At 37.0% G+C, this 26,976-nt stretch carries 19 protein-coding genes; 4 read left to right on the top strand and 15 right to left on the bottom strand.

Features of this window, described 5'->3' with window-relative positions; all coding sequences use genetic code 11:
• Positions 1–54 precede the first annotated feature (54 nt).
• On the bottom strand, positions 55–3,591 hold the full coding sequence (locus BLQ66_RS01245) for a DNA polymerase III subunit alpha (protein ID WP_074520552.1): 3,537 nt from the start codon (positions 3,589–3,591) through the stop codon (positions 55–57).
• 208 nt (positions 3,592–3,799) lie between these two features.
• Positions 3,800–5,959, bottom strand: coding sequence for an ATP-dependent zinc metalloprotease FtsH (gene ftsH / locus BLQ66_RS01240; protein ID WP_083330217.1), 2,160 nt, complete (start codon positions 5,957–5,959; stop codon positions 3,800–3,802).
• A gap of 533 nt (positions 5,960–6,492) precedes the next feature.
• Here ftsH and BLQ66_RS01235 point away from each other — a divergent pair.
• The 4 genes from BLQ66_RS01235 to BLQ66_RS01220 all read left to right on the top strand — a co-directional run bounded on the left by BLQ66_RS01235 (position 6,493) and on the right by BLQ66_RS01220 (position 11,996).
• Entirely contained in the window at positions 6,493–8,103 is a 1,611-nt protein-coding gene (locus tag BLQ66_RS01235) for a CTP synthase (RefSeq protein ID WP_074520551.1), read from the top strand.
• Positions 8,104–8,318: 215 nt separating this feature from the next.
• Positions 8,319–9,293 carry a TAXI family TRAP transporter solute-binding subunit gene (locus BLQ66_RS01230; protein ID WP_074520550.1) on the top strand — a complete coding sequence of 325 codons (975 nt, stop codon included), beginning with the start codon at positions 8,319–8,321 and terminating at the stop codon, positions 9,291–9,293.
• A gap of 16 nt (positions 9,294–9,309) precedes the next feature.
• Entirely contained in the window at positions 9,310–11,274 is a 1,965-nt protein-coding gene (locus tag BLQ66_RS01225) for a TRAP transporter permease (protein ID WP_074520549.1), read from the top strand.
• Positions 11,275–11,378: 104 nt separating this feature from the next.
• Positions 11,379–11,996 carry a cytidylate kinase-like family protein gene (locus tag BLQ66_RS01220; protein ID WP_027431742.1) on the top strand — a complete coding sequence of 206 codons (618 nt, stop codon included), beginning with the start codon at positions 11,379–11,381 and terminating at the stop codon, positions 11,994–11,996.
• A 616-nt stretch (positions 11,997–12,612) separates the two neighbouring features.
• On the opposite strand, the gene BLQ66_RS01215 is transcribed toward BLQ66_RS01220, so the two are convergent.
• The 13 genes from BLQ66_RS01215 to BLQ66_RS01155 all read right to left on the bottom strand — a co-directional run bounded on the left by BLQ66_RS01215 (position 12,613) and on the right by BLQ66_RS01155 (position 26,916).
• The gene (locus BLQ66_RS01215; RefSeq protein ID WP_074520548.1) at positions 12,613–13,335 is read right to left on the bottom strand and encodes a 4'-phosphopantetheinyl transferase family protein; all 723 of its coding nucleotides are present in this window, start codon (positions 13,333–13,335) and stop codon (positions 12,613–12,615) included.
• Between the two features lie 16 nt (positions 13,336–13,351).
• The gene (locus tag BLQ66_RS01210) at positions 13,352–14,398 is read right to left on the bottom strand and encodes an ABC-2 transporter permease (RefSeq protein WP_074520547.1); all 1,047 of its coding nucleotides are present in this window, start codon (positions 14,396–14,398) and stop codon (positions 13,352–13,354) included.
• Between the two features lie 2 nt (positions 14,399–14,400).
• On the bottom strand, positions 14,401–15,651 hold the full coding sequence (locus BLQ66_RS01205; protein ID WP_074520546.1) for an ABC transporter permease: 1,251 nt from the start codon (positions 15,649–15,651) through the stop codon (positions 14,401–14,403).
• Positions 15,648–16,328 (bottom strand): ABC transporter ATP-binding protein, encoded by a 681-nt coding sequence (locus BLQ66_RS01200; RefSeq protein WP_074520545.1) that lies wholly within the window; start codon positions 16,326–16,328, stop codon positions 15,648–15,650. Before BLQ66_RS01200 ends, BLQ66_RS01205 begins: the two co-directional genes overlap by 4 nt.
• Positions 16,329–16,343: 15 nt before the next feature.
• Positions 16,344–18,110 (bottom strand): ABC transporter ATP-binding protein, encoded by a 1,767-nt coding sequence (locus BLQ66_RS01195; protein ID WP_074520544.1) that lies wholly within the window; start codon positions 18,108–18,110, stop codon positions 16,344–16,346.
• Positions 18,110–19,870, bottom strand: a complete 1,761-nt coding sequence (locus BLQ66_RS01190; RefSeq protein WP_074520543.1) for an ABC transporter ATP-binding protein — start codon at positions 19,868–19,870, stop codon at positions 18,110–18,112. The genes BLQ66_RS01195 and BLQ66_RS01190 overlap by 1 nt, the downstream gene beginning before the upstream one ends.
• A gap of 29 nt (positions 19,871–19,899) precedes the next feature.
• Entirely contained in the window at positions 19,900–21,105 is a 1,206-nt protein-coding gene (fliB, locus tag BLQ66_RS01185; protein ID WP_074520542.1) for a flagellin lysine-N-methylase, read from the bottom strand.
• A gap of 73 nt (positions 21,106–21,178) precedes the next feature.
• Positions 21,179–21,697, bottom strand: coding sequence for a hypothetical protein (locus tag BLQ66_RS01180; RefSeq protein ID WP_074520541.1), 519 nt, complete (start codon positions 21,695–21,697; stop codon positions 21,179–21,181).
• Between the two features lie 57 nt (positions 21,698–21,754).
• Positions 21,755–22,534 carry a hypothetical protein gene (locus BLQ66_RS01175; RefSeq protein WP_074520540.1) on the bottom strand — a complete coding sequence of 260 codons (780 nt, stop codon included), beginning with the start codon at positions 22,532–22,534 and terminating at the stop codon, positions 21,755–21,757.
• A 170-nt stretch (positions 22,535–22,704) separates the two neighbouring features.
• Complete coding sequence (truA, locus tag BLQ66_RS01170) at positions 22,705–23,448, bottom strand: tRNA pseudouridine(38-40) synthase TruA (RefSeq protein ID WP_074520539.1); 744 nt, start codon at positions 23,446–23,448, stop codon at positions 22,705–22,707.
• Positions 23,449–23,459: 11 nt separating this feature from the next.
• Entirely contained in the window at positions 23,460–24,545 is a 1,086-nt protein-coding gene (locus tag BLQ66_RS01165) for a GGDEF domain-containing protein (RefSeq protein WP_074520538.1), read from the bottom strand.
• A gap of 98 nt (positions 24,546–24,643) precedes the next feature.
• Positions 24,644–26,638, bottom strand: a complete 1,995-nt coding sequence (locus BLQ66_RS01160; protein WP_074520537.1) for a RecQ family ATP-dependent DNA helicase — start codon at positions 26,636–26,638, stop codon at positions 24,644–24,646.
• A gap of 65 nt (positions 26,639–26,703) precedes the next feature.
• Positions 26,704–26,916, bottom strand: a complete 213-nt coding sequence (locus BLQ66_RS01155) for a DUF1858 domain-containing protein (protein WP_074520536.1) — start codon at positions 26,914–26,916, stop codon at positions 26,704–26,706.
• Positions 26,917–26,976 lie beyond the last annotated feature (60 nt).

Below are 26,976 nucleotides of genomic sequence, written 5' to 3'. Positions count from 1 at the left end.
TTAACAAAGATTTGTGTATATATTTTAATACATTTTTCTCAAAAGTTAATAATCTTAAGTGGTCTCAACATTCTTAGGTCCGTACTGTTTTCTAAGGTCTTTTATGAGTTCAGAATCTACGCCTATTTTAAGGTTATTGTCTAGGCTCAGCTTCTTTTTTTCTTCGCTACAGTAGATAATTACTGAATCTTTTCCAGGCTTATTTCTTAATTTATTAACGAGAGCATCTTTAACTCCTTCGTATTCATTAAGATCAGCAAAACGAATCCAGAGCTTTCTTGGTACGCTATCAAAGCTAATTACCTTTTCACAAATAAGCTTTCCGTTCTCGTCTACATTTGCCTGAACCTTACCTGTAATAAAGACTTTGTCTGAATTCTCAATAACTGCTCTATTGTTTGCAAAATCTCTTGGGAATACTACAACTTCCACTGTTCCTACTAAATCCTCAATTGTAAGGAAGGCCATTAGCTGACCATTCTTAGTAGTCTTGATATTTCTATTAACAATCATGCCACCAATAGTCTGTCTTGTACCATCAGTAACCTTTGTTTCTCCGCTTTCCTCATCAATCTCGAAATCAAGAGTTCTTGCAGAAATGTGCTTTTTCCACATTCCTTCGTATTCTTCAAGAGGATGTCCACTAACATATACACCAAGGACCTCCTTTTCAAACTCAAGAGCTAGCTCCTTATTAAAATCTGCCACCTTAGGCATTGGAATCTCATAACCTGTCTTATCTTCATCAGATACCATATCAAAAAGTGACATCTGACCTGACATAGCGTCCTTACTTTGCTTTGTAGCAGAATCAAGCATCTTATCATAAACTGTTAACATAGAATTTCTATTGTCATAAAATTCATCAAAAGCTCCGGCCTTGATGAAATTTTCCACAGCTCTCTTATTAAGATCTGTACACATTCTTGTAATGAAATCCTGCATGCTCTTAAATTCACCTGATGCCTGTCTATCTCTTAAAATCGCCATAATTGTAGGGCGACCAAGATTCTTAATAGCAGAAAGGCCGAAACGAATTGCTCCATTTTCAACGCTAAAGCCCATGTCCGACTTATTAACACTTGGTGCTAAAATGTCGATGCCCATCTGGCGTGAAGCATAGATATACTCTGCAACCTTATCAGTTCTATCAATTACTGATGTCATTAGGGCAGCCATGAATTCAACAGGATAGTAAGTCTTTAAGTAAGCTGTCTGGAAGGAAACCACTGCGTAACATGCAGCATGGGACTTATTAAAGGCATACTTAGCAAAATCAATCATTTCATCATAGATTTTTCCTGCAACTTCTTCGCTAATTCCATTCTTAATACAGCCCTTAACCCCTTCTTCTTCGTTACCATAGATGAAGTTCTTACGCTCCTGCTCCATTACGTAGGCCTTCTTTTTAGACATGGCACGACGTACTAAATCTGAACGGCCCCAAGAGTAGCCTGCAAGGTCTCGAACAATTTGCATAACCTGTTCCTGATAAACGATACAACCATAAGTTGGCTTTAAGATAGCCTCTAGCTGAGGGCAGTCATAGACTACCTTATCAGGATTATTCTTACCCTCAATATACTGAGGGATAAAGTCCATAGGACCTGGTCTATAAAGGGAAATTCCCGCAATTAAATCTTCAATATTCTGAGGTTTTAATTCCTTCATGAAGGACTTCATACCTGCAGATTCAAGCTGGAAAATACCGTCGCACTTTCCAGTTCCAATGGCCTCAAAGACACCCTTGTCGCTATAATCGATTTTATCTATATCAAAATCTGGATTCTTCTCTCTAACTAAATCAGCCGCATCCTTAATTACTGTTAAAGTTCTAAGGCCTAAGAAGTCCATTTTCAAAAGTCCAAGCTCTTCAAGAGTGGTCATTACAAACTGGGCAACCACTGCTCCATCAGAACCTACTGATAGCGGAACGTACTCCTCAACTGGCTTTCCACTAATAAGTACACCAGCAGCATGCATTGAAGCGTGACGAGGCAAGCCCTCTAACTTCTTAGATTTGTCGATTAGTTCTTTTACCGTTGCGTCTGTCTCATACATTTGCCTTAAATCAGGGTTACCCTTAATGGCCTTATCGATTGTGATACCAATCTCTCTTGGCACCATCTTAGCAATATTGTCCACCATGGCATATGGCAAATCCATAACACGACCAACGTCTTTAATAACCGCACGGGCAGCCATTGTACCGAAAGTTACAATCTGGCTAACACAGTCTTTACCGTACTTTTCAACTACATAATCAATAACGTCCTGTCTATGCTCGTAGCAAAAATCCACGTCTATATCGGGCATGGAAACTCGCTCTGGGTTTAGGAAACGTTCAAAGATAAGGCTATAGTGAATTGGGTCCAAATCTGTGATTCCCATACAATATGAAACAATACTACCTGCGGCAGAACCTCTACCAGGGCCTACCGGAATATTGTGAGTTTTAGCGTAATTTATGTAATCCCAAACAATAAGGAAGTAGTCAACATAACCCATTGAGTAGATGACAGAAAGCTCATAAGCTAGTCTTTGGAAAATGTTATTCGTATCCTCAGCCACCTTAATCACTACGTCCTTTCTATCCTCAACCGCTTCCTCTTCTGCCTTTTTAACGAAATCCTCCACGGATAAATCCTTGCACTGTTCAGGATATCTCTTCTTTAAACCTGAATAGCAAAGATAATTAAGGTATGTCCAGGAACTATAACCTTCTGGCACGTCAAAATGTGGCAACTTAGTTACGCCAAATTCAATATCTACGTTACAACGCATGGCAATCTTGTGAGTATTAGTTAAGGCCTCAGGCGCATATTTGAATAAATCCGCCATCTCTTCCTTAGTCTTTAAATAATACTGACCGCCTTCATAGCGCATTCTATCCTCATCAGCTACCTTCTTACCTGTCTGAATACATAGTAAAATGTCATGAGCCTCGGCATCTTCTGCCTTAATATAGTGTGTATCATTAGTACAAACTAGCTCAATACCTGTCTCTTTAGACATACGAAGCAACTGTGGATTAACCAACTGCTGCTCAGCTATTCCATGATCTTGTAGCTCTAAAAAGAAGTTTCCCTTGCCAAATATATCTTCATATTCTAGGGCAACATCCTTAGCCTGATCATACATTCCTCTTTTAAGATACTTTGGAATCTCTCCTGCAAGACAAGCAGAAAGTGCAATAATTCCCTTGCTATATTGTCTAAGTAATTCCTTATCAACTCTTGGCTTATAATAGAAACCTTCTGTGAAGCCTCTTGAAACAATCTTCATAAGGTTATTATAACCTTCGTTAGTTTCTGCAAGTAAAACCAAGTGATTGTACTTATCTTCGCTAGTTCCCTGACCCTTATCAAATCTTGAGCCCGGTGCTACATAAACCTCGCAACCAAGTACTGGTTTAATGTCAGCTTCCTTACAAGCTTTATAAAAATCTATAACGCCATACATAACGCCATGATCTGTTATAGCTAAACTGTCCATTCCAAGTTCCTTAGCTCTTGCCACTAATTCTTTTATCTTACAAGAGCCATCAAGTAATGAATATTCAGTATGAACATGTAAATGTGTGAAATCCATAAATATAAAACCCTTCTTAATGTCTAATAATCTATATTTGCTTGCGCATCCTCGCAAAGCGCTTTAACCCTAGGCAGAGCCTACTCTCTGACTGTGTTATTAATCAAATCATAGGACTTTCTACTTATTATAAAGAAATAGGCCTATGTAAAAATACATAAGCCTATTATAAATCAAATATTAAAATTTATCCACGAAATAAAAACATTTATTCGGCTGTTTCATCATGAGAATCATCTGTTGAAGTTTCTTTAGAAATTTCCTCTGAAATTTCCTCTGAAGTTTCCTCTGCCTTAGTTTCTGTCTTTACTTCTTCGTTAACATTTTCATCAGATTTAGCATCCTGCCAGATCTCTGTCTCGCTTGGACCACTAATTGTCGATGAGTATGTTCCATCTTCATTAAATGTTACAGACTCTGCAACCTTCTCAGATGTTGTAAAATCCGATGTATCTACAGGTTCTGGAATACCTTTAGCCTTTCTAAAGATTCTCATAAATTCCTTACCTGTAATTGTTTCATGATCATAGAGGTAATGAGCTAACTCATCCATTACATCTCTGTTATCACGAATAATCTGCTTAGCCTCTTCGTAAGCTGCCATAATCATCTTACGAACCTCTTCATCAACCTCAGCCTCTGTACTTGGAGCACAGTTCATACTTGAACGACCATTTAAGTACTGATCTTCAACAGTTGATAAAGCCACAAGACCAAATCTATCTGACATACCATACTGAGTAATCATAACCTTAGCAAGATTAGTTGCCTTCTTAATATCATCAGAAGCGCCGTTAGTTACTGAACCAATCACAATTTCTTCAGCAGCACGACCACCTACTAATGAAACAAGGTCTGTCATCATCTCTTCCTTAGTCTCTAAGTGCTTCTCTTCCTCTGGGAAGTTAAGAACATAACCAAGAGAACCGTTAGTGTGAGGAATGATTGTAATCTTCTGAACTGGATCTGAATTATTCTTAATAGCACGAATAATTGCATGTCCAATTTCATGGTAGGCAACAACTCTCTTTTCCTTCTTAGTAAGGACTCTTTCCTTCTTTTCCTTACCAGCAACTACCACATCGAAGGCCTTCATTAAGTCAGCCTGTGTAACCACGCTTCGGCCTTCCTTAACAGCTCCGATAGCAGCTTCATTTACCATGTTAGCAAGATCTGAACCAACTAAACCGCTAGTTGCAAGTGCTAACTCTTCGAAATCTACTGAATCATCCATAAGGACATCCTTTGAATGAACCTTAAGAGTCTCAACTCTACCCTTCTTATCAGGTCTATCAACAGTAATTCTTCTATCAAGACGACCCGGTCTAAGTAAGGCCTTATCAAGAACTTCTGGTCTATTAGTAGCAGCTAGAATAAAGATACCCTTTGAGGAATCGAAACCATCCATCTCTGAAAGTAACTGGTTAAGTGTCTGCTCACGCTCATCGTTACCGCTTCCGTATCTTGAATCTCTACTCTTACCAATAGCATCGATCTCATCGATGAAAATGATACAAGGTGCCTGCTTTGTTGCTTCCTTAAATAAGTCACGTACTCGAGATGCACCAACACCTACGAACATTTCAACGAAATCCGAACCTGCAAGTGAGAAGAATGGAACATTAGCCTCACCAGCAACAGCCTTAGCAAGTAATGTCTTACCAGTTCCCGGAGGGCCTACTAAAAGTGCACCCTTTGGCAACTTAGCACCAATCTTAACGTATTTATCAGGGTTGTGAAGGAAGTCTACGATTTCTGTTAAAGACTCCTTAGCCTCATCCTGACCAGCTACATTCTTAAATGTAACTCCAGTTTTTTTCTGAACATAAACCTTGGCGTTACTCTTTCCAACGCCCATTCCCATGCCCATGCCACCGCTCTTAGAAATTCTTCTATATACGAAGGCAAATACCACGTAAATTAAAAGGATTGGCAATACATAAGCTAATAAAAATTCAACAATAGCTGAATTTGAATCTGGAATATAGCCTGTAAACTCGATATCCTTTCTCTTTAATAATGAAACAAGAGAATCATCTCCAACATAACCTGTGTAATAAGTATATTCCATACCAGTTAAGTTTGATTCTTCCTTTGCATCATCTGTTGGATAGATGAGAATTCTGTCATTCTCTAGTGATACCGACTCAACCTTTCCTTCATCTATCATTTCAAGGAACTGATCATAAGTTATTTCCTTATAAGTAGCGTTCTGAAATAATGAATTAAGTAATGTTATTGCAACAAATGTAACAATAGCCGCAATTATTACAAACACTATGAGACTAGTATTCTTGGGCTTTTTGTTGTTATCACGCTTATTGCGATCATCGCGGTCATCACGATTGTTATCGTAATTATTCTCCATTTATATTCTCCTTAATATTAATATTGTTATTCAAATTCACAAATTGCGAAAAGCTTGCTAAAACACAAGTTTTATCGCGCTAACATAATTAATTATAAAGAAGGATATTTCATAAATCAATAAAAATCAAATTGATTTTCTTAAACTTATATAAAGGATTTATAGCTTTTAGAATTATTTATATTTTTTGAAAATGTAATTTCTTCCTCATGAACGCAGTGGCACTTTGTGCCACCTGTCAGAAGGGGCTTTAACCCCTTCTGACACTAGTAAGCTTTAAGCGGGGGCATAAAGCTTACACTGCGTTCAAATAATAATCTTAAGTCATTAATAAAAATAATTAGCTCTCTAAATGTTTTCACTTAAGATTATTAGTTTCTGATATTTTTTAGTAAATCTTGTGGCATTTAAACTTTGATAGGGTTATAATACCAAAGTTAATTTTTATAATTTAGTCGCATAGCGTGTCATTTTTTCCAAAGAAGGTACTAATGGCACGCTTGCGACTTTTGTTTTTTGAATCGGAGGTTAAAATGGCAGTTAAGTATGTATTTGTAACAGGTGGTGTTGTTTCCGGATTAGGAAAAGGTATAACAGCCGCTTCTTTAGGAAGACTTCTTAAAGCGCGTGGTTATAAGGTAACTATGCAGAAGTTCGATCCTTATATTAATATTGATCCAGGAACTATGAATCCTATACAGCATGGAGAGGTTTTCGTTACTGACGATGGAGCTGAAACTGACCTTGACCTTGGTCATTATGAAAGATTTATAGATGAGAGTTTAACAAAGAACTCTAACGTTACAACAGGTAAGGTTTACTGGTCTGTACTTCAAAAGGAACGTCGTGGTGATTTTGGTGGAGGTACAGTACAGGTAATTCCTCATATCACTAATGAAATTAAGAGCCGTTTCTTTAGAGACTACTCAAGCGATGAAACAAAGATTGCAATTATCGAAGTCGGTGGTACTGTTGGTGATATCGAATCTCAGCCATTCCTTGAGGCTATCAGACAGTTCCAGCACGAAGTTGGTAAGGAGAATGCAATTCTTATCCACGTAACACTTATTCCTTATCTTAAGGCTTCAGGTGAAATGAAGACAAAGCCAACTCAGGCATCAGTTAAGGAGTTACAGGGTATGGGAATCATGCCAGATATCTTAGTTTGTAGAACTGAGCATCCACTTGAACCAGGTCTTAAGGACAAGATTGCATTATTCTGTAACGTACCTAAGTCACACGTTTTACAGAACTTAGATGTAGATATTCTCTATGATGCTCCACTTGCTATGGAAGATGAGCATTTAGCAGAAGTTGCTTGTGAATGTTTAAATCTCCCATGTCCTGAACCAGATCTTACAGAATGGAAGCAGATGTGCTATAACGCAAAGCATCCAACAAAGAAGGTTAAGGTTGCATTAGTTGGTAAATATATTTCCCTTCACGATGCTTACATTTCAGTTGTTGAAGCCCTTAAGCACGGTGGTATCACAAACCTTGCTGAAGTTGATATTAAGTGGGTAGATTCTGAAACTGTTACTAATGATAATGTTGCTGAGATTCTCGGCGATGTTTCAGGTATCTTAGTTCCAGGTGGTTTCGGTAACAGAGGTATCGAAGGTAAGATTACAGCAATTAAGTTTGCTAGAGAGAACAAGATTCCATTCCTTGGTTTATGCCTTGGTATGCAGTTATCAATCGTTGAATTTGCAAGAGACGTACTTGGTTACGAAGATGCTCATTCAGTGGAATTAGATCCTAACACAACACATCCAGTAATTCACCTTATGCCAGATCAGGAAGGCATTGATGATATTGGTGGTACACTTAGACTTGGTTCTTACCCATGTGTATTAAATAAGGATTCCCTTGCTTATAAGTTATATGGCGAAGAAACAATTCATGAGCGTCACAGACATAGATATGAAGTTAACAACGACTTCCGTAAGGTTTTATCTGAAAATGGTATGCTCCTTTCAGGTATCTCACCAGACGGTAGAATCGTAGAAATGGTTGAAATCCCAACTCACCCATGGTTTGTTGCAACACAGGCTCATCCAGAACTTAAGTCTCGTCCAAACAGACCACATCCATTATTCAAGGGCTTTGTTGAGGCAGCTGTTAACTATCAGGAGAATAAGTAATTACAATATTAATTACATTTTCAAAGGGCTAAGGCCTAATATATAACAAACTTTAAGGACATGGTGACTACTATATTTCCCTTTAATATTACTAGCCAGCGAGCTTTTAAATATTAAATGATTTGTAGTAAGTCGACCCTGTCCTTTATTTATATCCTAAAATATGGTATAAAAAGGACATAGACTACAAACAACAGAAAGGAAATGAGAAAGACATGCGAACTTTTAAAAAATTATGTGCATGCCTTGTCTGCATGTGCTTATTTCTTGGCACAATGACAGGATGCTCACAATCATCCCAAAGAATGATGTTTGGTACAGGTGGAACATCCGGTACTTACTATTCTTATGGTGGAATAATTGCACAGTATATGAAAAACTACGCCGATGTTAAGGCAGTAGCAGTTTCAACTGGAGGATCTAAAGTTAATATTCAAAGTATTCACGACGGGGACTTCCAATTAGCTTTTACACAGTCCGACGTTATGACATATGCTTGGGAGGGAACTAGAGCTTTTGAAAATGATGGCGCTACCACAGATTTCAGAGTTCTTGCCTCACTTTATTCAGAAACAGTTCAGATTATTACAATGGATGACTCAATTACAAGTGTTGAGGATTTAAAGGGTAAGAGAGTTTCTATTGGACAAGCGGGTTCAGGCGTTTACTTTAACGCTATAGATATTCTTAATGCTGCCGGCATTGATATCGACGACATCAAGCCACAGTATCAGTCCTTTGAAGATTCAAAGGAGGCCTTAAAGGATGGCCGAATTGATGCTGCCTTTATTGTATCAGGTACACCAACAACAGCTATTACAGAACTTGCAACAACTAATGGTGTTAACCTAATTTCAATTGACGAAGAGTTACAGGAGAAGATCCTATCAGACTACTCTTATTACAAGGCTTATACAATTCCTGCTGGAACTTATCCAGATCAGGATGAAGATATTCAAACTGTAGCAGTTGAGGCAACTTTAATTGTTTCAGCAGATGTGGATGAAGAAACTGTCTATAATCTAACAGCAGCCATCTTTGACCACGTTGAGGACATTAAGCTAGAAAACTCTAAGGGTGCGGAACTTACTCTAGAGTCTGCAACAGATATTACTACTGTTCCTTATCATGCAGGAGCTGCAAAGTATTTTGCTGAAAAAGGTTACACAGTTAATACAGATGAAAACTAAAAGGGAGGATTAAATATTGAGCGAAAACTTAAATAAGATAAACTCCACTCCGGAGGTTTCTGAGGAAACAATAAACTCTGTTATGAAAAAATACGACAGAGAAAGTAACACTCGTATTTGGGAAGGAAAGCCAAAAATCGCCATTACACTGGTGCTTGTGGCATTTTCACTTTGGTGTATTTATGTAACACTTTTTGCAACCTTCCTTGAAGAAATACGACTTACTTCTTTTATGGGGCTAATTATCCTAATGGGATTTTTAATATATCCTGCAAAGAAGGGTGAACAAACACCGAATCACATTCCCGTTTACGACATCATTTTCATGATACTAGGCACTGCCTCATATATGTACTTTGCCTTAAATGCTAACACTATCGTAAACTTAGGAACAAAGTTTGAATGGTATCAGATTATTATTGGAATCATTGCTATTGCAGCCCTTGTGGAGGTTACAAGACGATGCGTTGGTATTCCTATCTTAATAGTAGCTGGATTCTTTGTAATCTATGCCCTTACAGTTGGTCTTACAAACCCAGAGTTTTTGGGACGTTTAAAGTACTTAGTTAGAAACCTCTTTTATACTAAGGAAGGAATTTTCTCAACACCTGTTAATGTTTGCTCGAAATTCATTGTAGTATTCATTATCTTTGGTGCCTTCCTTGAAAAGACAGGTATCTCAGAGTTCTTTATTAAACTTGCTAACAGTATCGCTGGTAGATTTGCCGGTGGTCCAGCTAAGGTAGCCGTTATCTCTTCTGCACTTTGCGGAATGGTTTCTGGTTCATCTGTTGGCAACACTGTTACAACAGGTTCTGTAACAATTCCTATGATGAAGGAAACTGGCTATAAGCCTGAATTTGCTGCGGCTGTTGAGGCTGCTTCATCAACAGGTGGTCAGATTATGCCTCCTATCATGGGTGCTGCCGCTTTCCTTATGGCAGATTTCGTTGGCGTACCTTACTCAAGCATCATTGGAAGAGCTATTCTTCCTGCTGCACTTTACTTCCTAGGAATTTTCATTTCAGTACACCTTGAAGCTAAAAAGCTCAGACTTACTGGAATCCCTAAGGAAGAACTTCCTAAGATGAGTAAGCTTATTAAGAAAATTTATCTCCTCCTTCCACTTGTAATGCTTGTGGTTTGGGTTTCAGGAAATTATATGACAATGCAGAGAGCTGCAACATTTGCAATTCTCCTCTCTATCTTTGTTAGTTTATTTGATAAGGAAAATCGAATTACACCTAAGAAGATTTTACAGGCCCTTGAACAAGGCGGTAAGAGCGCAATTACTGTTGGTGCCGCTTGTGGTGTAGCCGGAATTATCTCAGGTGCTATTACAATGACGGGTCTTGCAAATGACCTTATTAACGCCATTGTCGGTGTTGCTGGTAACCACTTAATCATCGCATTAGTGCTTACAATGATTTGTTGTATCATCCTTGGTATGGGTGTTCCAACAACAGCTAACTACTGTATCATGGCTGCTACAACAGCTCCAATCCTTGTTAGAATGGGCGTTCCTACAATGGCAGCTCACTTCTTTGTATTCTACTTTGGTATTGTTGCTGATATTACTCCACCAGTTGCCCTTGCAGCCTATGCCGGTTCAGCAATTGCCAAGAGTAACCCAATGAAGACCGCCTTCCAGGCCTCAAAGCTTGCCATTGCAGCCTTCATCGTACCATATATGTTCTGTTACAACCCAGCAATGCTTCTTATTGATACAAATCCGTTATCAATCGCATTTATCTGTGTAACATCAGTGCTTGGTGTATTTGGTTTAGCTGCGGCTCTTGAGGGCTACTGCTTCACAGACATGAACATAGTTGTAAGATTAATCATCGCCGTAGGTGGACTTATGCTTATTCATCCAGCAACCGTAACAGATCTATTTGGTCTCTTATTATTACTTGCTGGCCTAGTTTACCTATATATTAATAGCAAGCGTAATCCTAGAGATTTAGCTTCAAGTAATTAGTAACTAGTTATTATTTAATTTGAAATCAATTTTAAAAATGTACTTAAAAAGTGGCAGCCCATAAGGGCCGCCACTATCAAATCACATTTACCAGGAGGGGTTTTATGGAAAATTTAAAATATCCAGTAATCACTATCAGTAGAGAATACGCAGCCTATGGCCGTACAGTTGCAAAGCGCCTAGCTGACACTCTAGACATTCCTTTTTATGACAAGGATTTCGTAAAGGAAACTGCTAAAAGAAGCGGTTATTCTGAAGATGATATTAGAAGAGAAGGCGAGGCTATGAGCCGTGCTACTCGTTTTATGAACAGCCTTATGAACAACGCCATGGTTTATACAAGTTCTTATGATGGAATCTTCCATGCACAAAAGGAAGTTATTATTAACCTTTCAAAGAAGCCTTGTATCATCGTTGGTCGTTGCGCCGGCTACGTTTTAAAGCAAGCTGGAATTCCATGTTTTAACGTTTTCCTATACGCCGATAAAGAAGTTCGTACAAAGCGTACAGGTGAGCTTGAAGAAAATTTCGGCCTCAATCCTAAGAAGGCCCGTGAAAGACACGACATTTTAAGAGAAACATATTATAAGCAGTATACTCATCAGGAAATGGGTGACTACCACAATTACGACATCTGCTTAAATACTGGTGTTATTGGACCAGAAAGATGCGCAGATATCATTGCGGATATAGTTAAGAAGCATATTGATGAGTTGGATTAGTAAGATGCTGTAAGTGGTGTATTGTAAAACGGTCATTGCGTTTTACAATACACCACCACAAAATGCAAGCCCACTAATCTAACTCTACCGCTTATACCTCTTTTAGCAAGTTGGAATGGTCGTGAAGTTTTCACGTTCCGGGTTAAATTGACCTAGGATAGTTTTTTCTTCCCATTAGGTCAATGCTCTGGGCTTCCTACTTGCTTTTTTACTTTTATGAAGCCGGTTTGTTCTTGTTTGGCAAGTTGAAATTGACCTAGGGACTGTTTTTAGCTCCCGTTAGGTCAATGTTTGCTAGATTCAAAAAATTGCATATTTTTCAATTGTTGACCTAATAGCTAGATTTCTTCCTAAAAAGTCACAAAACTTCCTACTATTCCAACTTGCTTAATTAGGGATTTAATCCCAATCCATATAAACTAAGTCTATAGGGTCAATTTTAGCTTCTTGATTTCTAATTTTCATAGTACCTAGAAGCGAAAAATATCACCCTAGGTCAATTATTCCAATTTTGGCCCCGAAATCATCCTAATAATTCCTATTTATTTCGCCACTACAATTCCAAAATTTCCCAAAATAAACAGCCGCGCAATATCAAGCCACAAAAAAGCAGTGACTAGGCCTCCCTAATCACTGCTATTTTATATCCGTAATATTCTTGCTCTTCAATTAACACGTCTTGCTTTTCGCCATTAAAGATACATTCTACCTGGTCTGTGTCATGCAAGAATTCTAAATTGAGAATTGTTCTTGCAATGCCATCCCCACGCATCTTTGAAAAAGCTTCCTTCATAGTCCAGATATTAAAGAATCTATCTGACTTTCTAAGTTCATTTCCATAAACCCATTGAGCTTCTTTTTTTGAATAAAATTTATCTATCATTCTGTCGCTAAAATTTCTGTTGCCATCAATGTCGATGCCAATAGGCTTTCCAGCCATAACCACAACTACAATGTTAGCTGTGTGGGAAATGTTAAAGTAAAGGTCTGTTCTTTCTTTAAACACTGGCTTTCCCTGACCAAGCTCTTCGATTTCAAAATCATAAGCTGGATCATAAGCATCAAACAATTCATCTGAAGAAATCTCAGTTATTGAAGATTCAAGGAAGGCTGTATTTGCCTGAGAGATAGCCCCCAAGCCTGCAGCAGTCTCATCACTTCCTGCATTCAAATAATCTTTAGTGGCATAATTTAGCAAGAGCCCTGCAGTTATGCTTGTTAGTCTTGCTAGTTCTACGTGTAATTTGTCTGTTTTTTTCTTTCGATAGTTTGTAAGTTTTGCATAGGCCATGTCGCTGTAATCTGCGATTGTATCGGCCTTAGCTAAATATATTTTCATTAAAACACCTCGTTATCTATATAAACCAGCTTGGCAAAAGGATTGCGCTGATATATTTTGCCGCATCAATATAAAGAGAAATATTGATAAATACTGGACAGAAGATAAAGCAGGCAACAATTAAAACAAAAGTAATTGCTATGTAATTCTCGATTCTTCTAAAGATCATTCCAAGAATCCAGGCATAGGCTGTTACAAGGAACACATAGGCAATACCAAGTAAAACCGTCTTTGGACTTATCTTGCTACCTGCAATAAGCAAGGCAATGCTTGAAGAAATCCAAAAAAGAAAAGCGCCAATAAAGGCATATACAGGTCTTGCTAAAATCTTGTATCTCTTTGATAGGGTTACATAGCTTCCCTTGGCCTCGTCTTCTAAAAACCAAGCCACACCAAATAAACCACCGGCAAATATTAAAATATAAAGTATTGCTCTAAGTGGGAATTTTCCTGTTGTCTGTGTCATCTGTCTAGTGGATTGTCCATCGTTATCAAGTGTTGTAAAGGTTAAGTGGAAAGTCTGATCACTTGATAAATATTTTTCATAGCTAGCTTTTGCATTAACCACAGCCTTTGCTGCATCCAAAGAGAATACCTTGTTTTCCTTTATGAATTTCACCAAGATATCATCTGCAAAGCTCTTAAAAAGTTGAGAAAATACAATCTCGTTAGTCATAGAACTAACGTAATTAGATTCATTTATAACGCACTCAATGCAGCCGTTATAATCATCTTCCATAATTTTTTCGGAAATGTTCTCGCTAAATACATATCCGCACTCTGTCTTTTTGCTAACTATGTCATTTACTAAATCCTCTCTAGAATCGGCTATGTAAAAATCTACCGAATAGTCGCCAGAAACTAGAGCATTAGCAGCCTGCACTGTCATTTCATCTTCATCTAACAAACACAATCCTACTTGCATCGTGTCCGTTTTATTCAAAGCAGGAATGTTCTTTGCAATTAAAGTCACTAAAGGAATAGCAATTAAAAGTCCAACAATAAAGGGATTTTTTAGCTGCTTCTTTAGCATTAAATAAATCCAAAATAAAACCCTTTTCATAACTACTCCTTTCTAACTCTAAATTTAAGCACCAAACTTGCAAGTACTGTTAGAATTACCGCTATCAATACATTTTCAAAAAGCAAAATTGGACTAATGTTAGTAGTCATTATCTGTCCTATGAGTCTAAAGAAATAGTAAGTTGGAAGGCACTGTCCAAGGATTCTTACTGCGTTTGGAAGAAGGGAGCTTGGAATGATGCAGCCCGACATATACATAAATACTATTCCGATTATGAAAAGGCCAATAACCTTATAAATTGTGTTATCAATTAAGATAAAGATAAAATATATAAAGCTAAGAATTGCGTAATTAATCACTAAAAGTCCGATTAAAGAAGTGATTAAATCAAGAGGAGAGCTAAGCTCGTAGTAGTCAAAGACTGCTGGGAAACGAAGCCCAATTATTCCTATGAAAATGCATACAAGCCAGAAAAAGGCTGTGTAAACCAGGCAAATTCCTGTTATTCTAGAAAAACTTATATAGCCCTCTTTAATGCCTGAAATTCTTAGTACTTTAGTCAAACTATTATTGTTTACCACAAAGAGCTTTTCGCATACAATACCGCTAAACAAGAGAAGTAGCATAAAACCTGTGGCAATGTAAAATTGAGTTGTGGATAGGCCTTCTGTCTTTGAAACATCTGTTACGCTAAAGTAAATGCTTCTATCAAGGCCATAAGTGAAGTAGATTTCACTTAGCTTATTTTCTAATTCTACCTGCTTATCCTTCTGATCTCTAAATAGGGTATTTAGAACATCATCCATAGAATAAACTCCAGCCTCAGCTGTACTTACAACGCTTGTTCCTGCGCTTATCATCTCCTGATAAATATATGAGGAGTTATTTACACCAACGCTTGGGAATATAAGCTCTATGGTCTTATTTTGGCCATTCATGATGCTTCTTATTAAACCCTTTGGAATAATAACTGCCACATCTATTGTGCCATCCTTAAGACCTTTAAGGGCGCTGTCCTTATCTAACTCAATAAAAGTACAAACCGCTGAAACCGTGTCTTCATCTGCAATTAAATCAACTGCCTGTCTAATATATTTTGAACTATCTTCTTCATCGTAACAAATAGCCACCTTTAAAAGATGGGAATTATCTGAATCTGTTGTATAAGCTGAAATTCCAAAGGCTGCTGCCCCAATGATTATTGCTAAGATTAGCGACACCAAAATTATTTTAGGGACCCAAGTAAAACTACTAATAATCTGTAGTCTTAAATACTCTAATTTCTTTTTCATCGTGCTAGTCCCCTCATAATCTCATTGTGACTACCAACTGCCACTTCCTTTAGAACGCCATCATTTAATAGATACATTTTCGTTGCAAGATTAATCTCATAATCCTCATGGCTAGCTAGAATCACCGTTCCGCCAACTGCCATATATCTTTCAATGTATTCCTTAATTTCCTGCTTACAAACAATATCAAGAGAAGCCCCTGGCTCATCAAGAATAAGAATTGGTGGATTCTTTGCAAGGGCCGCACAAATACTAAGACGCTTCTTCATACCGCCAGATAGCTGCTCCACCTTCTTATCAAGAAATTTTGTGACACCAAATATGGCAGGAGCACCTGACTTTAGGTCCTCCTCCATATTTCTGTTAGTGCCAACATACCAAAATTTAAGATTATCTCTAACACTTAGTCCTTCAAGTAGTGGATTTTCCTGAGGGATGTATCCAATCATCTTATCAAAACTTTTGCTATTTGAAATCGCATTAACTCCGTCAATAATTATCTTTCCTGAACTAGCCTTATTACTTCCTGCAAGTATTGATAAAAGTGTTGTCTTACCGCAGCCGTTTGCGCCAATAATAACAGCACATTCACCCTTATTTACCTCAAGATTTATATCCTTTAAAATGTAATTCTTGCCATAACGCTTAGTCACATTTTCTACCTGAATAAATGCCATAAAATTACCTCTTTATTACTCTTCCTCTTCATCTGAAGCCTTAATAAACTGACTGTCGTAAAGCTTCTTATAGAAACCATTAGCCTTTAATAGCTCTTCATGATTTCCCTGTTCTAATATATTTCCGTCTTTCATAACCAAGATTACGTCTGCATTTTTAATTGTTGAAAGTCTGTGGGCTACGATAAAGCTTGTCTTTCCATTCATTAATTTTGCAAATGCATCTTGGATCTTTAATTCTGTTCTTGTATCAATTGAAGATGTAGCCTCATCTAAGATAAGCATTGGTGGGTTAGCAAGCATGATTCTTGTAATACATAAAAGCTGCTTCTGACCTGCTGAAAGACTTCCGCCATCTTCACCAATCTCAGTATCAAGGCCCTTTGGTAACTTCTTAATAAAGCCCCATGAATAAGCCTCTTTACAAGCATTAATAATCTCTTCTTCGCTGGCATCTTCCTTAGCCATAACGATATTATCTCTAATTGTACCTGACTTAAGCCAAGTCTCCTGTAATACCATACCAAAGCCATTTCTTAAAGACTCTCTTGTTATGTCTCTTAAGTCATGACCACTAATCTTAATGCTTCCTTCATTAACATCATAGAAACGCATAAGTAGGTTAATTAATGTAGTTTTACCACAACCCGTTGGACCAACGATAGCAATTCTCTGGCCTGGCTTAACATCTAAGTTAAAGTCTGTAATTAACTGTGTGTCTTCTGTATATGAGAAGTATACATTTTCCAAATCAACCTTACCAGAAACTTCTGAAAGCTCTAACTTGCCCTCATCTGAAATCTCTGAATCTTCTTCAATAAGCTCAAAAATTCTAGCGGCACAAGCAATTGAGTTCTGTAATTCAGTAACTACGCCTGAAATTTCGTTAAATGGCTTAGTATACTGGTTTGCATAACTTAAAAATGAAACAAGTTCACCAACGGAAATACCGCCGTTAATAGCTAAAATACCACCACTTACAGCAACTACTGCATAAACTAGAGAGTTAACAAAACGAGTTGATGGATTTGTTAAACTTGAGAAGAATACAGCCTTTAAAGAATAATCTGCAAGTCGTTCATTAATTTCATCAAATTCTTTAAGATACTTCTGCTCACTATTAAAAGACTTAATAATCTTTACGCCGTTAATAGATTCATCAATAAGCGCTGTCTGCTCGCCTCTAGTCTCTGACTGTCTCTTAAAGCTGTTAAAGGTCTTCTTTGCAATAAACCAAGCAATAAGAAGTGAAAGTGGTGTAAGTAAGAATACAAGCAATGTTATTCTAAAGTCAATAAAGAACATAAAGCCGAGAGTACCAATAATTGTTAGCACACCTGTAAAGAACTGTGTAAAGCCCATAAGTAAGCCGTCTGCAAATGTATCTACATCGGCAATTACTCTACTTACGATATCACCATAAGAATTACCGTCAATGTACTTTAGAGGGAGAGTTTCAATCTTATCAAAAGCCTCATCTCTAATGTCCTTTGTTACACCAAAGGTAATCTTGTTGTTACACATATTCATGATCCACTGAGATAAAAATACCCCAAAGATAAATATTCCAATCTGTCCTAAAACCTTTGCAATACCTGTAAAATCCACTTCTCCAGGACCTACAATTAAATCAATAGCTCTACCAATTAAAATTGGCACATAAAGCTGACAAGCTACTGTTACAATCGCCATAACAACACTAGTTGTAAGGGCTAATCTATATCTTTTTACTCTATCTAAAATCTTAAAAATTACTGTTTTCTTATTATTATTTTTACTCATTAGTGTGCACCTCCTACAAGTTTAGCCTGTGAGCTAAATTGAGAATCGTAGATTTCCTTATAAATTTCGCAGTTTTCAAGTAACTCTTCATGAGTTCCCTCACCTACCATCTTACCGTCATCAAGTACAATAATCTTTGTACAATTAAGTAAGGAAGCGGCTCTCTGTGAAATAATAACAGTTGTTACATCTTTTAAGTCTCTTACGATTGCGTTTCGAAGTGCTGCATCTGTTGCATAATCAAGGGCTGAAGAACAGTCATCTAAAATAAGAATTTCTGGACTTGCTGAAAGTGCTCTTGCAATATTAAGTCTTTGCTTCTGACCACCTGAAAGATTCTTAGCCCCTTGATTTATCATGTAATCAAGATAGCCTTCCTTCTTTGATAAGAATTCCTTAGACTGAGAAACTTCCACTGCCTTTTCAAGAACTTCCTCTGGGATATCCTTTCTACCCATTGTTAAGTTCTCTCTTACTGTTCCACTAAATAAAACAGCCTTCTGCATACAAACTGATACCTTCTTTACAAGCTCTTCTCTAGGGATATCCTTAACATCTACACCATCAATAAGTACGCTACCCTTTGTTGCATCATAAAATCTAGAAATAAGATTGGCCACTGTAGTTTTACCTGAACCAGTACCACCAATGATTCCAATCATATCACCTTTCTTGGCAACAAGATTTATATTAGAAACTGAGTCCTCGCTGTTTCCCTTATAGCATAGGGATGCATTGCGAAGTTCTAACTTAGGCTGATTATTAGATACATTTTCATCAAGACCTAATTCCTGTCTCTTTTCTACAAAATCCATAGAAGATTCAATAGCTAATACGCTTTCTACTCTACCTGCACAAGCAAGGGCCTTAGTAATAGTTACAATAAGGTTAGCAAGCTTAATTAACTCTACTAAAATCTGTGACATATAGTTATAAAGGGCAACAACCTGTCCCTGTGTCATAGAGCCTGTGTTAACCTTGATAGCACCAAAGTAAATCAAGGCTACAATAGCAGCATTTACAACCACATAAGTCAAAGGATTCATAAGACCTGATATTCTACCAACTACTCTCTGAAGCATATTGAGGTCTTCGTTTTCTGCCTTAAACTTTACATTTTCCTTAGCCTGCTTATTAAAAGCACGAATAACTCTAACACCTGTTAAGTTCTCTCTAGTAGTTAAAAGGACTTTATCTAACTTATTCTGAACATCGCGATACATAGGTCTTGTAATAAGCATAATTCCAAAAACAATAAATGCTAATACAGGAATTGTAACCACGAATACAAGAGCGATCTTTACATTAATTGTAAAAGCCATAATCATTGCACCAAATACAATGAATGGTGAACGAAGGAATAGTCTTAAAACTAAGTTAACACCATTTTGAATCTGATTAATATCAGAAGTTAATCTTGTAATCAATGTGGATGTTCCAACTTCATCATAATCTGTAAAAGATAATCCTAAGATATGCTCATACACGCTATATCTTAGTTTTGTTGCACATCCAATGGCTGCCTTCGCACTAAAATATTGAGCGGTTATTGAACTTGCAAGTCCAATTATCGCAAGGAATACAAGCATTACACTGCATTTTAAAATAAAAGCAATATCGTCGTTTGCAATACCCTTATCGATAATTGCAGAAACTACAATAGGAACAAAAAGTTCAAATACTGCTTCTAGCATTTTAAAAAGTGGTGCTAATACGCATTCTTTTTTGAATTTTTCCAAATACCTCATTATCATCTTCATACTAAAATTACCTTTCTTGTCATTCCAAACTAGTCAAACATTAAGCAAATTGCTTCTAGATTAGTTACGGAATATATTTCATTTGTTTCAAACATTTCGTTGTACACTTCAAAATTAGAATAGGAGTGTTCAAATTGTCTTGAGTATAAATGTGCTATATCAACTTGTTCTGTAAAGGATAGTGTCTTTCCATTGCAATACCAAACCGCAATGTCTGCTGCCTTTAAAACAATATACCAAACAATACAAATTGTAGTTTTTAAGAGTAAATCGTAGTCATTAACTGCATCTAATAGATATCTAAAAATTGTGTAGTTAAATAACTGGTCATACTCAGCAAGTCTATCCTTGTAGTATTCATTGAATTCGTCCTTTAATTCAATAGCTTTTCTACTTTCCTTGATATCTTCGTAGAACTTATCCACAGCCTGACAGACTTTATACCAATCAGGGTTGATAACTTCCATACCTTCAAAACTATCAAAGTAGTGTTTGATCTGCTCAAAATACTTAGCATCCTGAGGGAAACCAAGTTTTCTTGCCGAAAGAGTATCTGCATCAAGACGTCTCTTTCTAATGTTTTTAATGGCCTCATCCACCAAATCCTTATTCTCATAGGCCTTTAGCACGTTGCCTATCTTCTCATCTTCCTGAATATCAAGAAGTCGCTGAACATCCCTGCTCATTGCAAGGAAGGCCGCAATACGCTCGCCTAACTTATAATCCGTGTCATTAATTAAGTTAAAGCTTAGCTTTCTTGCCCTTCTAAGAAGCATATATACAAAAGGGTCGATGTCATTAAGAGCAATCTCCTCATCAATATCGGATTCGCTAAATTCCATCATTCCTCTTTTGGCAAATATAATTTCCCCAGCTGTCTTACAAGATGGTGCAATTCCCATCTCTCTTAAGGCGCCAAAATTGTTAATAAATCTTGGAAACTCTGCACAGGTATCGCAAAGCTTGTCCTCTCCTAACTCTGTATATAAATCACAAAGATTAGCATCATTTAAGAAGGGACATCTTTTTTCCTTTGTTAAGGTAAATGTGCAGCCGCCCTCTTCATCATCTACAGAAACCGCCTTTAGTCTATCCCCGAAAGGTCCTGTTACTGTCTTGTAAAAATCGTTTGATTTCTTGTCTACATCCACATCCCAACCTGCACAACAAGTATCTGTGCAGTCTCCCGCGATGCATTTAAATTCCTCATAATACTTAGGTGTTACTAGTTTCATTTTTTCCCACTTACTTCCTCATTTTCAATAATCTTTTACTTCTTCTTTTCTTCTATATTTATCTTTTAATCTCTTAATCTTCTATTTTTCTAGTTCTAAAGTAATTAATAATGTCAAAAATCGACTTAATTGCTAGTGGTAAAATAATCGCTACTGCAATCATGTAAATGTAGAACTCCTGCGGATTTGAGATAAGTAACTTAACTTCTTCTGACTCATAAATTCTTGCAAGCATATCCATATCGCCTAAATATCTTGCACAGCCAAGCATCATGACAATAAACACTGCCACTGAAGATGAACTTGTAATTATTACCGCAATGACCATATCAATGTTACGACTAAGATACTCCATATGCTTAACTGCTGCTTTAGCTCTAATACTTAAAATGAAGCTTATAGTTATAAGCACTGAAAAAAGCATATAATTTAGTCCCACTGAAGCTCCCATTTCAAAAGCTGAAGCATCTGATAAATCCTTATAATTTCCAATAAATGTTAACATATAAATAACAGATCTAATTCCTGTTAGTTCTCCAAGTAAAAGAACTATGCTAAATGCAAGTTGTCTTTTTCTATATACCTTATCCATAAGCCTCCTAATTTGCTATAAAGAACATAAGAGCAGGATTATTCCTGCTCTTTAATTTTAGTTATTATTAAATCCTGAAAAATCCTGACTCTGAACTGTAGACTCTGTCTGAACTACTGGAGCTACTGTCTCAGGCTCTATTGCAAAATCCTTAGCTTCTGTCTCAGGCTCTACTGCAAGATCTTTAGCTGCTGTCTCAGTTGTAGGCTTTACCTGCTCTACTGGAGTCCTGGCAACTTCCTCTAAAGTCACTTCTTCAGTTGCCTGTGCTGTATAATTCTTCTGTTGTGGCTGTGATGCATTTTCAGAAAGCTTATTATTCATCTTATGAAGTGAAACAATTGATGTAACACTTAAAATCAAATAAAAGATAAAAGCTGCAATTGTTGCAAATACAAGGATTGCAACTAAGGTTTCAAGCTTATCTACATCGTCGATATATGAATTAACTTCATAAACTTTCTTTACTGGTAAATATCCAAGAAGTACTGCGGCAACTACGTTAAATACATAAGCTACAGTGCATAAAATAATGTTAATCAAAGCTTCAACAAAGATGAAAATTGTTCTTAATACATAAGAAAGGGTACCCACTGCCTTATGTGAAACAAAATTCATAATAAAAGCTAAAACTGAAATTCCTGTAAGAACCATGAAGGCAATTGTCCAAATAAATAGGTTATTCGCCATGCCATAATAAATTACAGCGGTATTAGTTGAATAATTCTCTTTTAGTGCAATCAAGCACATCTCAACAATTCCTACAATTGATGCGATAAGGCCAAGAAAAATCACTATTCTGAAAAACACGTTGGCCACTTTAGTTTTCTGGGTCATCTTTTTAAAAACCTCCCTATATTATCAAGTCTTGTCTAGTTAGAAATTGCGACTCCAACTAAACTCATATTTATCTGCAAATGAGATAAACAACCTTTATTTTACATTATATAGGCATAAATTTCCATAAAAGATTGAATTTTTGATATCTATAACAAGTTTTGTTTCTTCTATTTGGCATAGTGAACTTTTAATAGAGTTAATCCCCTTGCAGGAGCGGTTGGTCCAGCAAGGCTTCTATCCTTAGCCTCAATCAAATCTATAATAGACTCTGGGCTTCTCTTTCCCTCTCCTACCTCAATTAAGGTTCCTGAAAGAATTCTTACCATATACTGTAAAAATCCCTTTCCATGATATGTTAGATACATATAGCCATTTCTACATGTAACATCTATAGAATAAATTTCTCGAACTGTGGACTTCTTCATCTTTGGGTTTCCACAAAAAGACTTAAAATCATGTTCTCCGACTAAGTAACTTGCGGCCTTTTTTATAGCCTCGACGTTAATTTTGCCCTCAAGGACTGTGACATATTTTCTATCAAATACAGGCTTCTTATCCCCGATATAACAAGCATACTGGTAAGTTTTACCCATGGCATTATATCTAGCGTGGAATCTATCCGAAGCCACCTTCACCTCATTAACCCCGATATCATCAGGTAGATAGTGATTCATATAATCCCTGATTTCCTTCTCTGACATTTCAGTTTCCATGTGGACATTGCAAATGTATGCCTTAGCATGAACTCCTGCATCGGTCCTACCACAACCAATAACCTCTACTTCCTGGCCTAGCATTTCCTTTAAAACCGACTCAAGCTTTCCCTGAATTGTCATCTCTATATCTGGCTGGTGCTCCCATCCGTAAAATCTACTACCGTCATAGCATACAGTCATTTTGTAATTCTTCATAAACTTAACCTTTACTTCCTAACTATGTTATTTTTCCCCTTGCCCTTAGCAATGTAAAGCGCCTCATCTGCCACCTTAAAGACCTCATCTAAATGCTGTCTTTCATAGGTCACAGTGATGCCTCCACTAAAGGAACAAGAGTTATTAGTTGGCCCCATAAAAGCATAATTTATAAGAGAAAAGCTCTCTCTTAGGGCATCAAGTAATGCCTCATGCTCGCTTATGTTGCCTCCTTCAAAAATAAATAAGAACTCCTCGCCGCCGTATCTGCCAACGATTGTATGTCTCTCATCAATAAGACTGTTTAGGAGAAGTCCCAAAGTCCTTAAAACCTTATCTCCATTTTCATGTCCATATTTATCATTAATTTGTTTAAAATCATCAATGTCTATTATAGCAACAGTTACTGGATTAAATCTATCAGCATTTTTAAGCATCTCCTCGCCACGCAAATCCATATAACCTCTTGAATGTACCTCTGTTAAAGGGTCGAAATCTAGTCTTCTTTTAAGCTCTATCTCTTTTTCAAGATTTTCCCTATTAAGCTTTGCCACATTTCTTGCATATTCCTCCATGGCGTTTGCTAATAAAAATGCAATCACTGTAATAATGGCACTAACTATAGCGCACTGCATGTAAAAGGACATATTCTCAGGATAATCCCCCACCACAAAGACGTAGGCTAGGGCAATAATGCCCATACTGTAGATAAACATTACCCTTATTAATTTAAAGTCATGGAAAATGCTACAAAAGATCATGGCTATTGCAGGTCCTGTCCAAAGGCATGGAAAATAGCATTGGAAAACCGCTAAAGCCCCTACTACTGTTGCAAAGGCCATAGCACATGCCCAATATTTTGACTTAGCTGTTTCTTTCTTAGAGTCATTAAAACGCTTCGCCGCAATTAGGGCAAGCACATTAATTGCAGTTGGCATTATAATGCGTTCCGACAAATACACAGATATTTCCGAACCTAAATCATCTGTAACTATATAATAAATTGTTAATCCAATATTGCTTATTATATCAAATATAATAGTTACTAATATAATTCGTAAAATAAGCGATCTAATTCTTGCTTCAAATTCACTCATACTGGCCTCTTTATTAAAAATCACGTTCAATAACATCTAATTAAATTTTAATTTCTAAAGAAACCTTTGTCAATATTATGCATTTTACTAAAGCTATTTTACAAATCCCAGTCACTATCATCTATCTTTTTGCCATCAAATTTTGCAATTTCTCTAGCAAATTCAAGGCCATATTTTTTATTCTTATTCTCACCAACACCAGAGATACCAAGCATTTCCTCGTAGCTTGTTGGACGATAGATACACATTTGCATCAAAGTCTTATCACCAAAGATGATGTAGGCCGGCATCTTCTCTCTAGCCGCAATGCTCTTTCTAACTTCCTTTAAGTTGGCAAGTAACTCTTCTGCCTCAGGGCTTAGATTTATCTTACTTGCAGAAGTATAATAATCTCTACTAATTCCTACAGGTCCACGTTTACCTCCTCTAGTTCCTGCTCTGCCGCCTAAGAAATCAGACTCTGACATAGAGCTTAGACTACGCTTTCTAGACCTTGTAAGTTCTCTCTTAAACTTGCTATCCTTGCCTTCATCACGAATACTAATCTTAATGTCACCATTATCAAAGACCTTTCGTCTTGGTCCCATTTGAAGAAGTGGATACTGACCTGTGGTCTTTACTAGAACTTCCTGTCTTATAAGTTCATTTATAATATCCTTTAAAGAGCGTTCAGATAAACTAGCTAGGCTTGCAAAAGAAGATAATTCATTAAGTCCCATTCTAATAATTCTGTCGTTGTCATCCCCTCGAAGAACAGATATAACCATGCCCTGGCCAAATCTTTCTCCTAGTTCATAGACGCAGTCCACTAGCTTACTAGCTTCATTTGTCACATCCACAAAATCCACTTCATTACAGCAATTGCAGCAATGTCCACAGGCGGTCATGGAATTAGCTCTGCTATCCTTATAGTCTGCCTGCTCCCCGAAATACTGTAAAATAAAGGTACGAAGACAAGCTGTAGTATTACAGTAATCAATCATAACCTGTAATCGCTTACTATCTCGTCTAGCAATTTCCTTTTGCGTTTCAATATCTATGTCATCCTTAGCTTCCTTGTTCTCAATTAGGAATCTGTTAATAATAATATCCTGAGGATTATAAAGTAATAAGCACTCTGACTCTTCTCCGTCTCGCCCTGCTCTACCTGCCTCCTGATAATAATTTTCCATAGACTGTGGCATGTTATAGTGAAGAACATATCTTACATCAGACTTATCAATACCCATACCAAAGGCGTTAGTTGCCACCACAACTTTAACCCTATCATATATGAAATCGTCCTGATTCTTGCTACGTTCCTTGTTTGTCAAACCCGCATGATATCTAGTTGCAGGAATACCCTTACTATTGAGTAAATCACATATCTCGTCTACATTTTTCCTAGTTGCACAGTAGACAATACCGCATTCATCTCTATGTTCTGAGCAGTATCTAAGGGCCTCTACAGGCTTACTTGTCACATGCTTCACTCTAAAGTATAGATTTGGTCTATCAAAACTAGTTATAAAAACTTGTGGATTATTTAGACCTAAAATCTTAATAATATCTTCCTTAACTTCCTTTGTGGCAGTTGCTGTAAATGCAGCAATAACTGGTCTTCTCTCAAGCATATTTACAAACTTTACGATATTTAGATATGCCGGTCTAAAGTCCTGTCCCCACTGAGAAATACAGTGGGCCTCATCGACTGCCACCATAGAAATATCCACTGCGTGAATAAGCTCGAAAAAGCGCTTAGTATCTAGTCTTTCCGGCGCTATATATATGATTTTATACTGACCTCTGCAAGCATTATCAAAGGCCATGGAAATCTGTCTTTCTGTAAGGGAACTGTTAATGTAGGCTGCATGAATACCTGCTTGATTAAGAGCAAAGACCTGGTCCTTCATTAAAGATATAAGGGGCGAAATAACTATTGTTATACCAGGAAGTTGTAGGGCTGGTACCTGATAGCAAATGGACTTACCAGCGCCTGTTGGCATAATTCCAAGACAATCTTTCTTTGCTAATATCTCATCTATTATTTCTTTTTGTCCGCTTCTAAATTCTTCATAACCGAAAACAGATTTTAGTATTTCATTACTTGTCATAGAATTCCTTTCAAAAAAAGAGTGTCACCCTTATGGGCAACACTCTAAATTCACTCATGTATTAATTATGGCTGAACTAATTCTAAATAACGATTAACATAAGCCTCAACGTCCTCTGGATCTAATCCATGAACTCTACTAGCTTCTGCTAAAGATTCACCCTGTGAAGCTGGGCATGAAATACAACCCATACCGCATTCCATTAAAGCATCAACTGCTAATGGATTCTGGGCAATAATATCAGCGATAATCATATCCTGTGTAACCTTTTTCTCCATATCTTCCACTCCTTATAAGTTGATATAACTATACTATCACATTAATTACTGGCAAAAAAT

Source organism: Lachnospira pectinoschiza (assembly GCF_900103815.1).
In the GTDB taxonomy this organism is placed as follows: domain Bacteria; phylum Bacillota; class Clostridia; order Lachnospirales; family Lachnospiraceae; genus Lachnospira; species Lachnospira pectinoschiza_B.
Note: the sequence above shows the minus strand (reverse complement) of the source record. Positions and strands in the feature narration are given on the sequence as shown.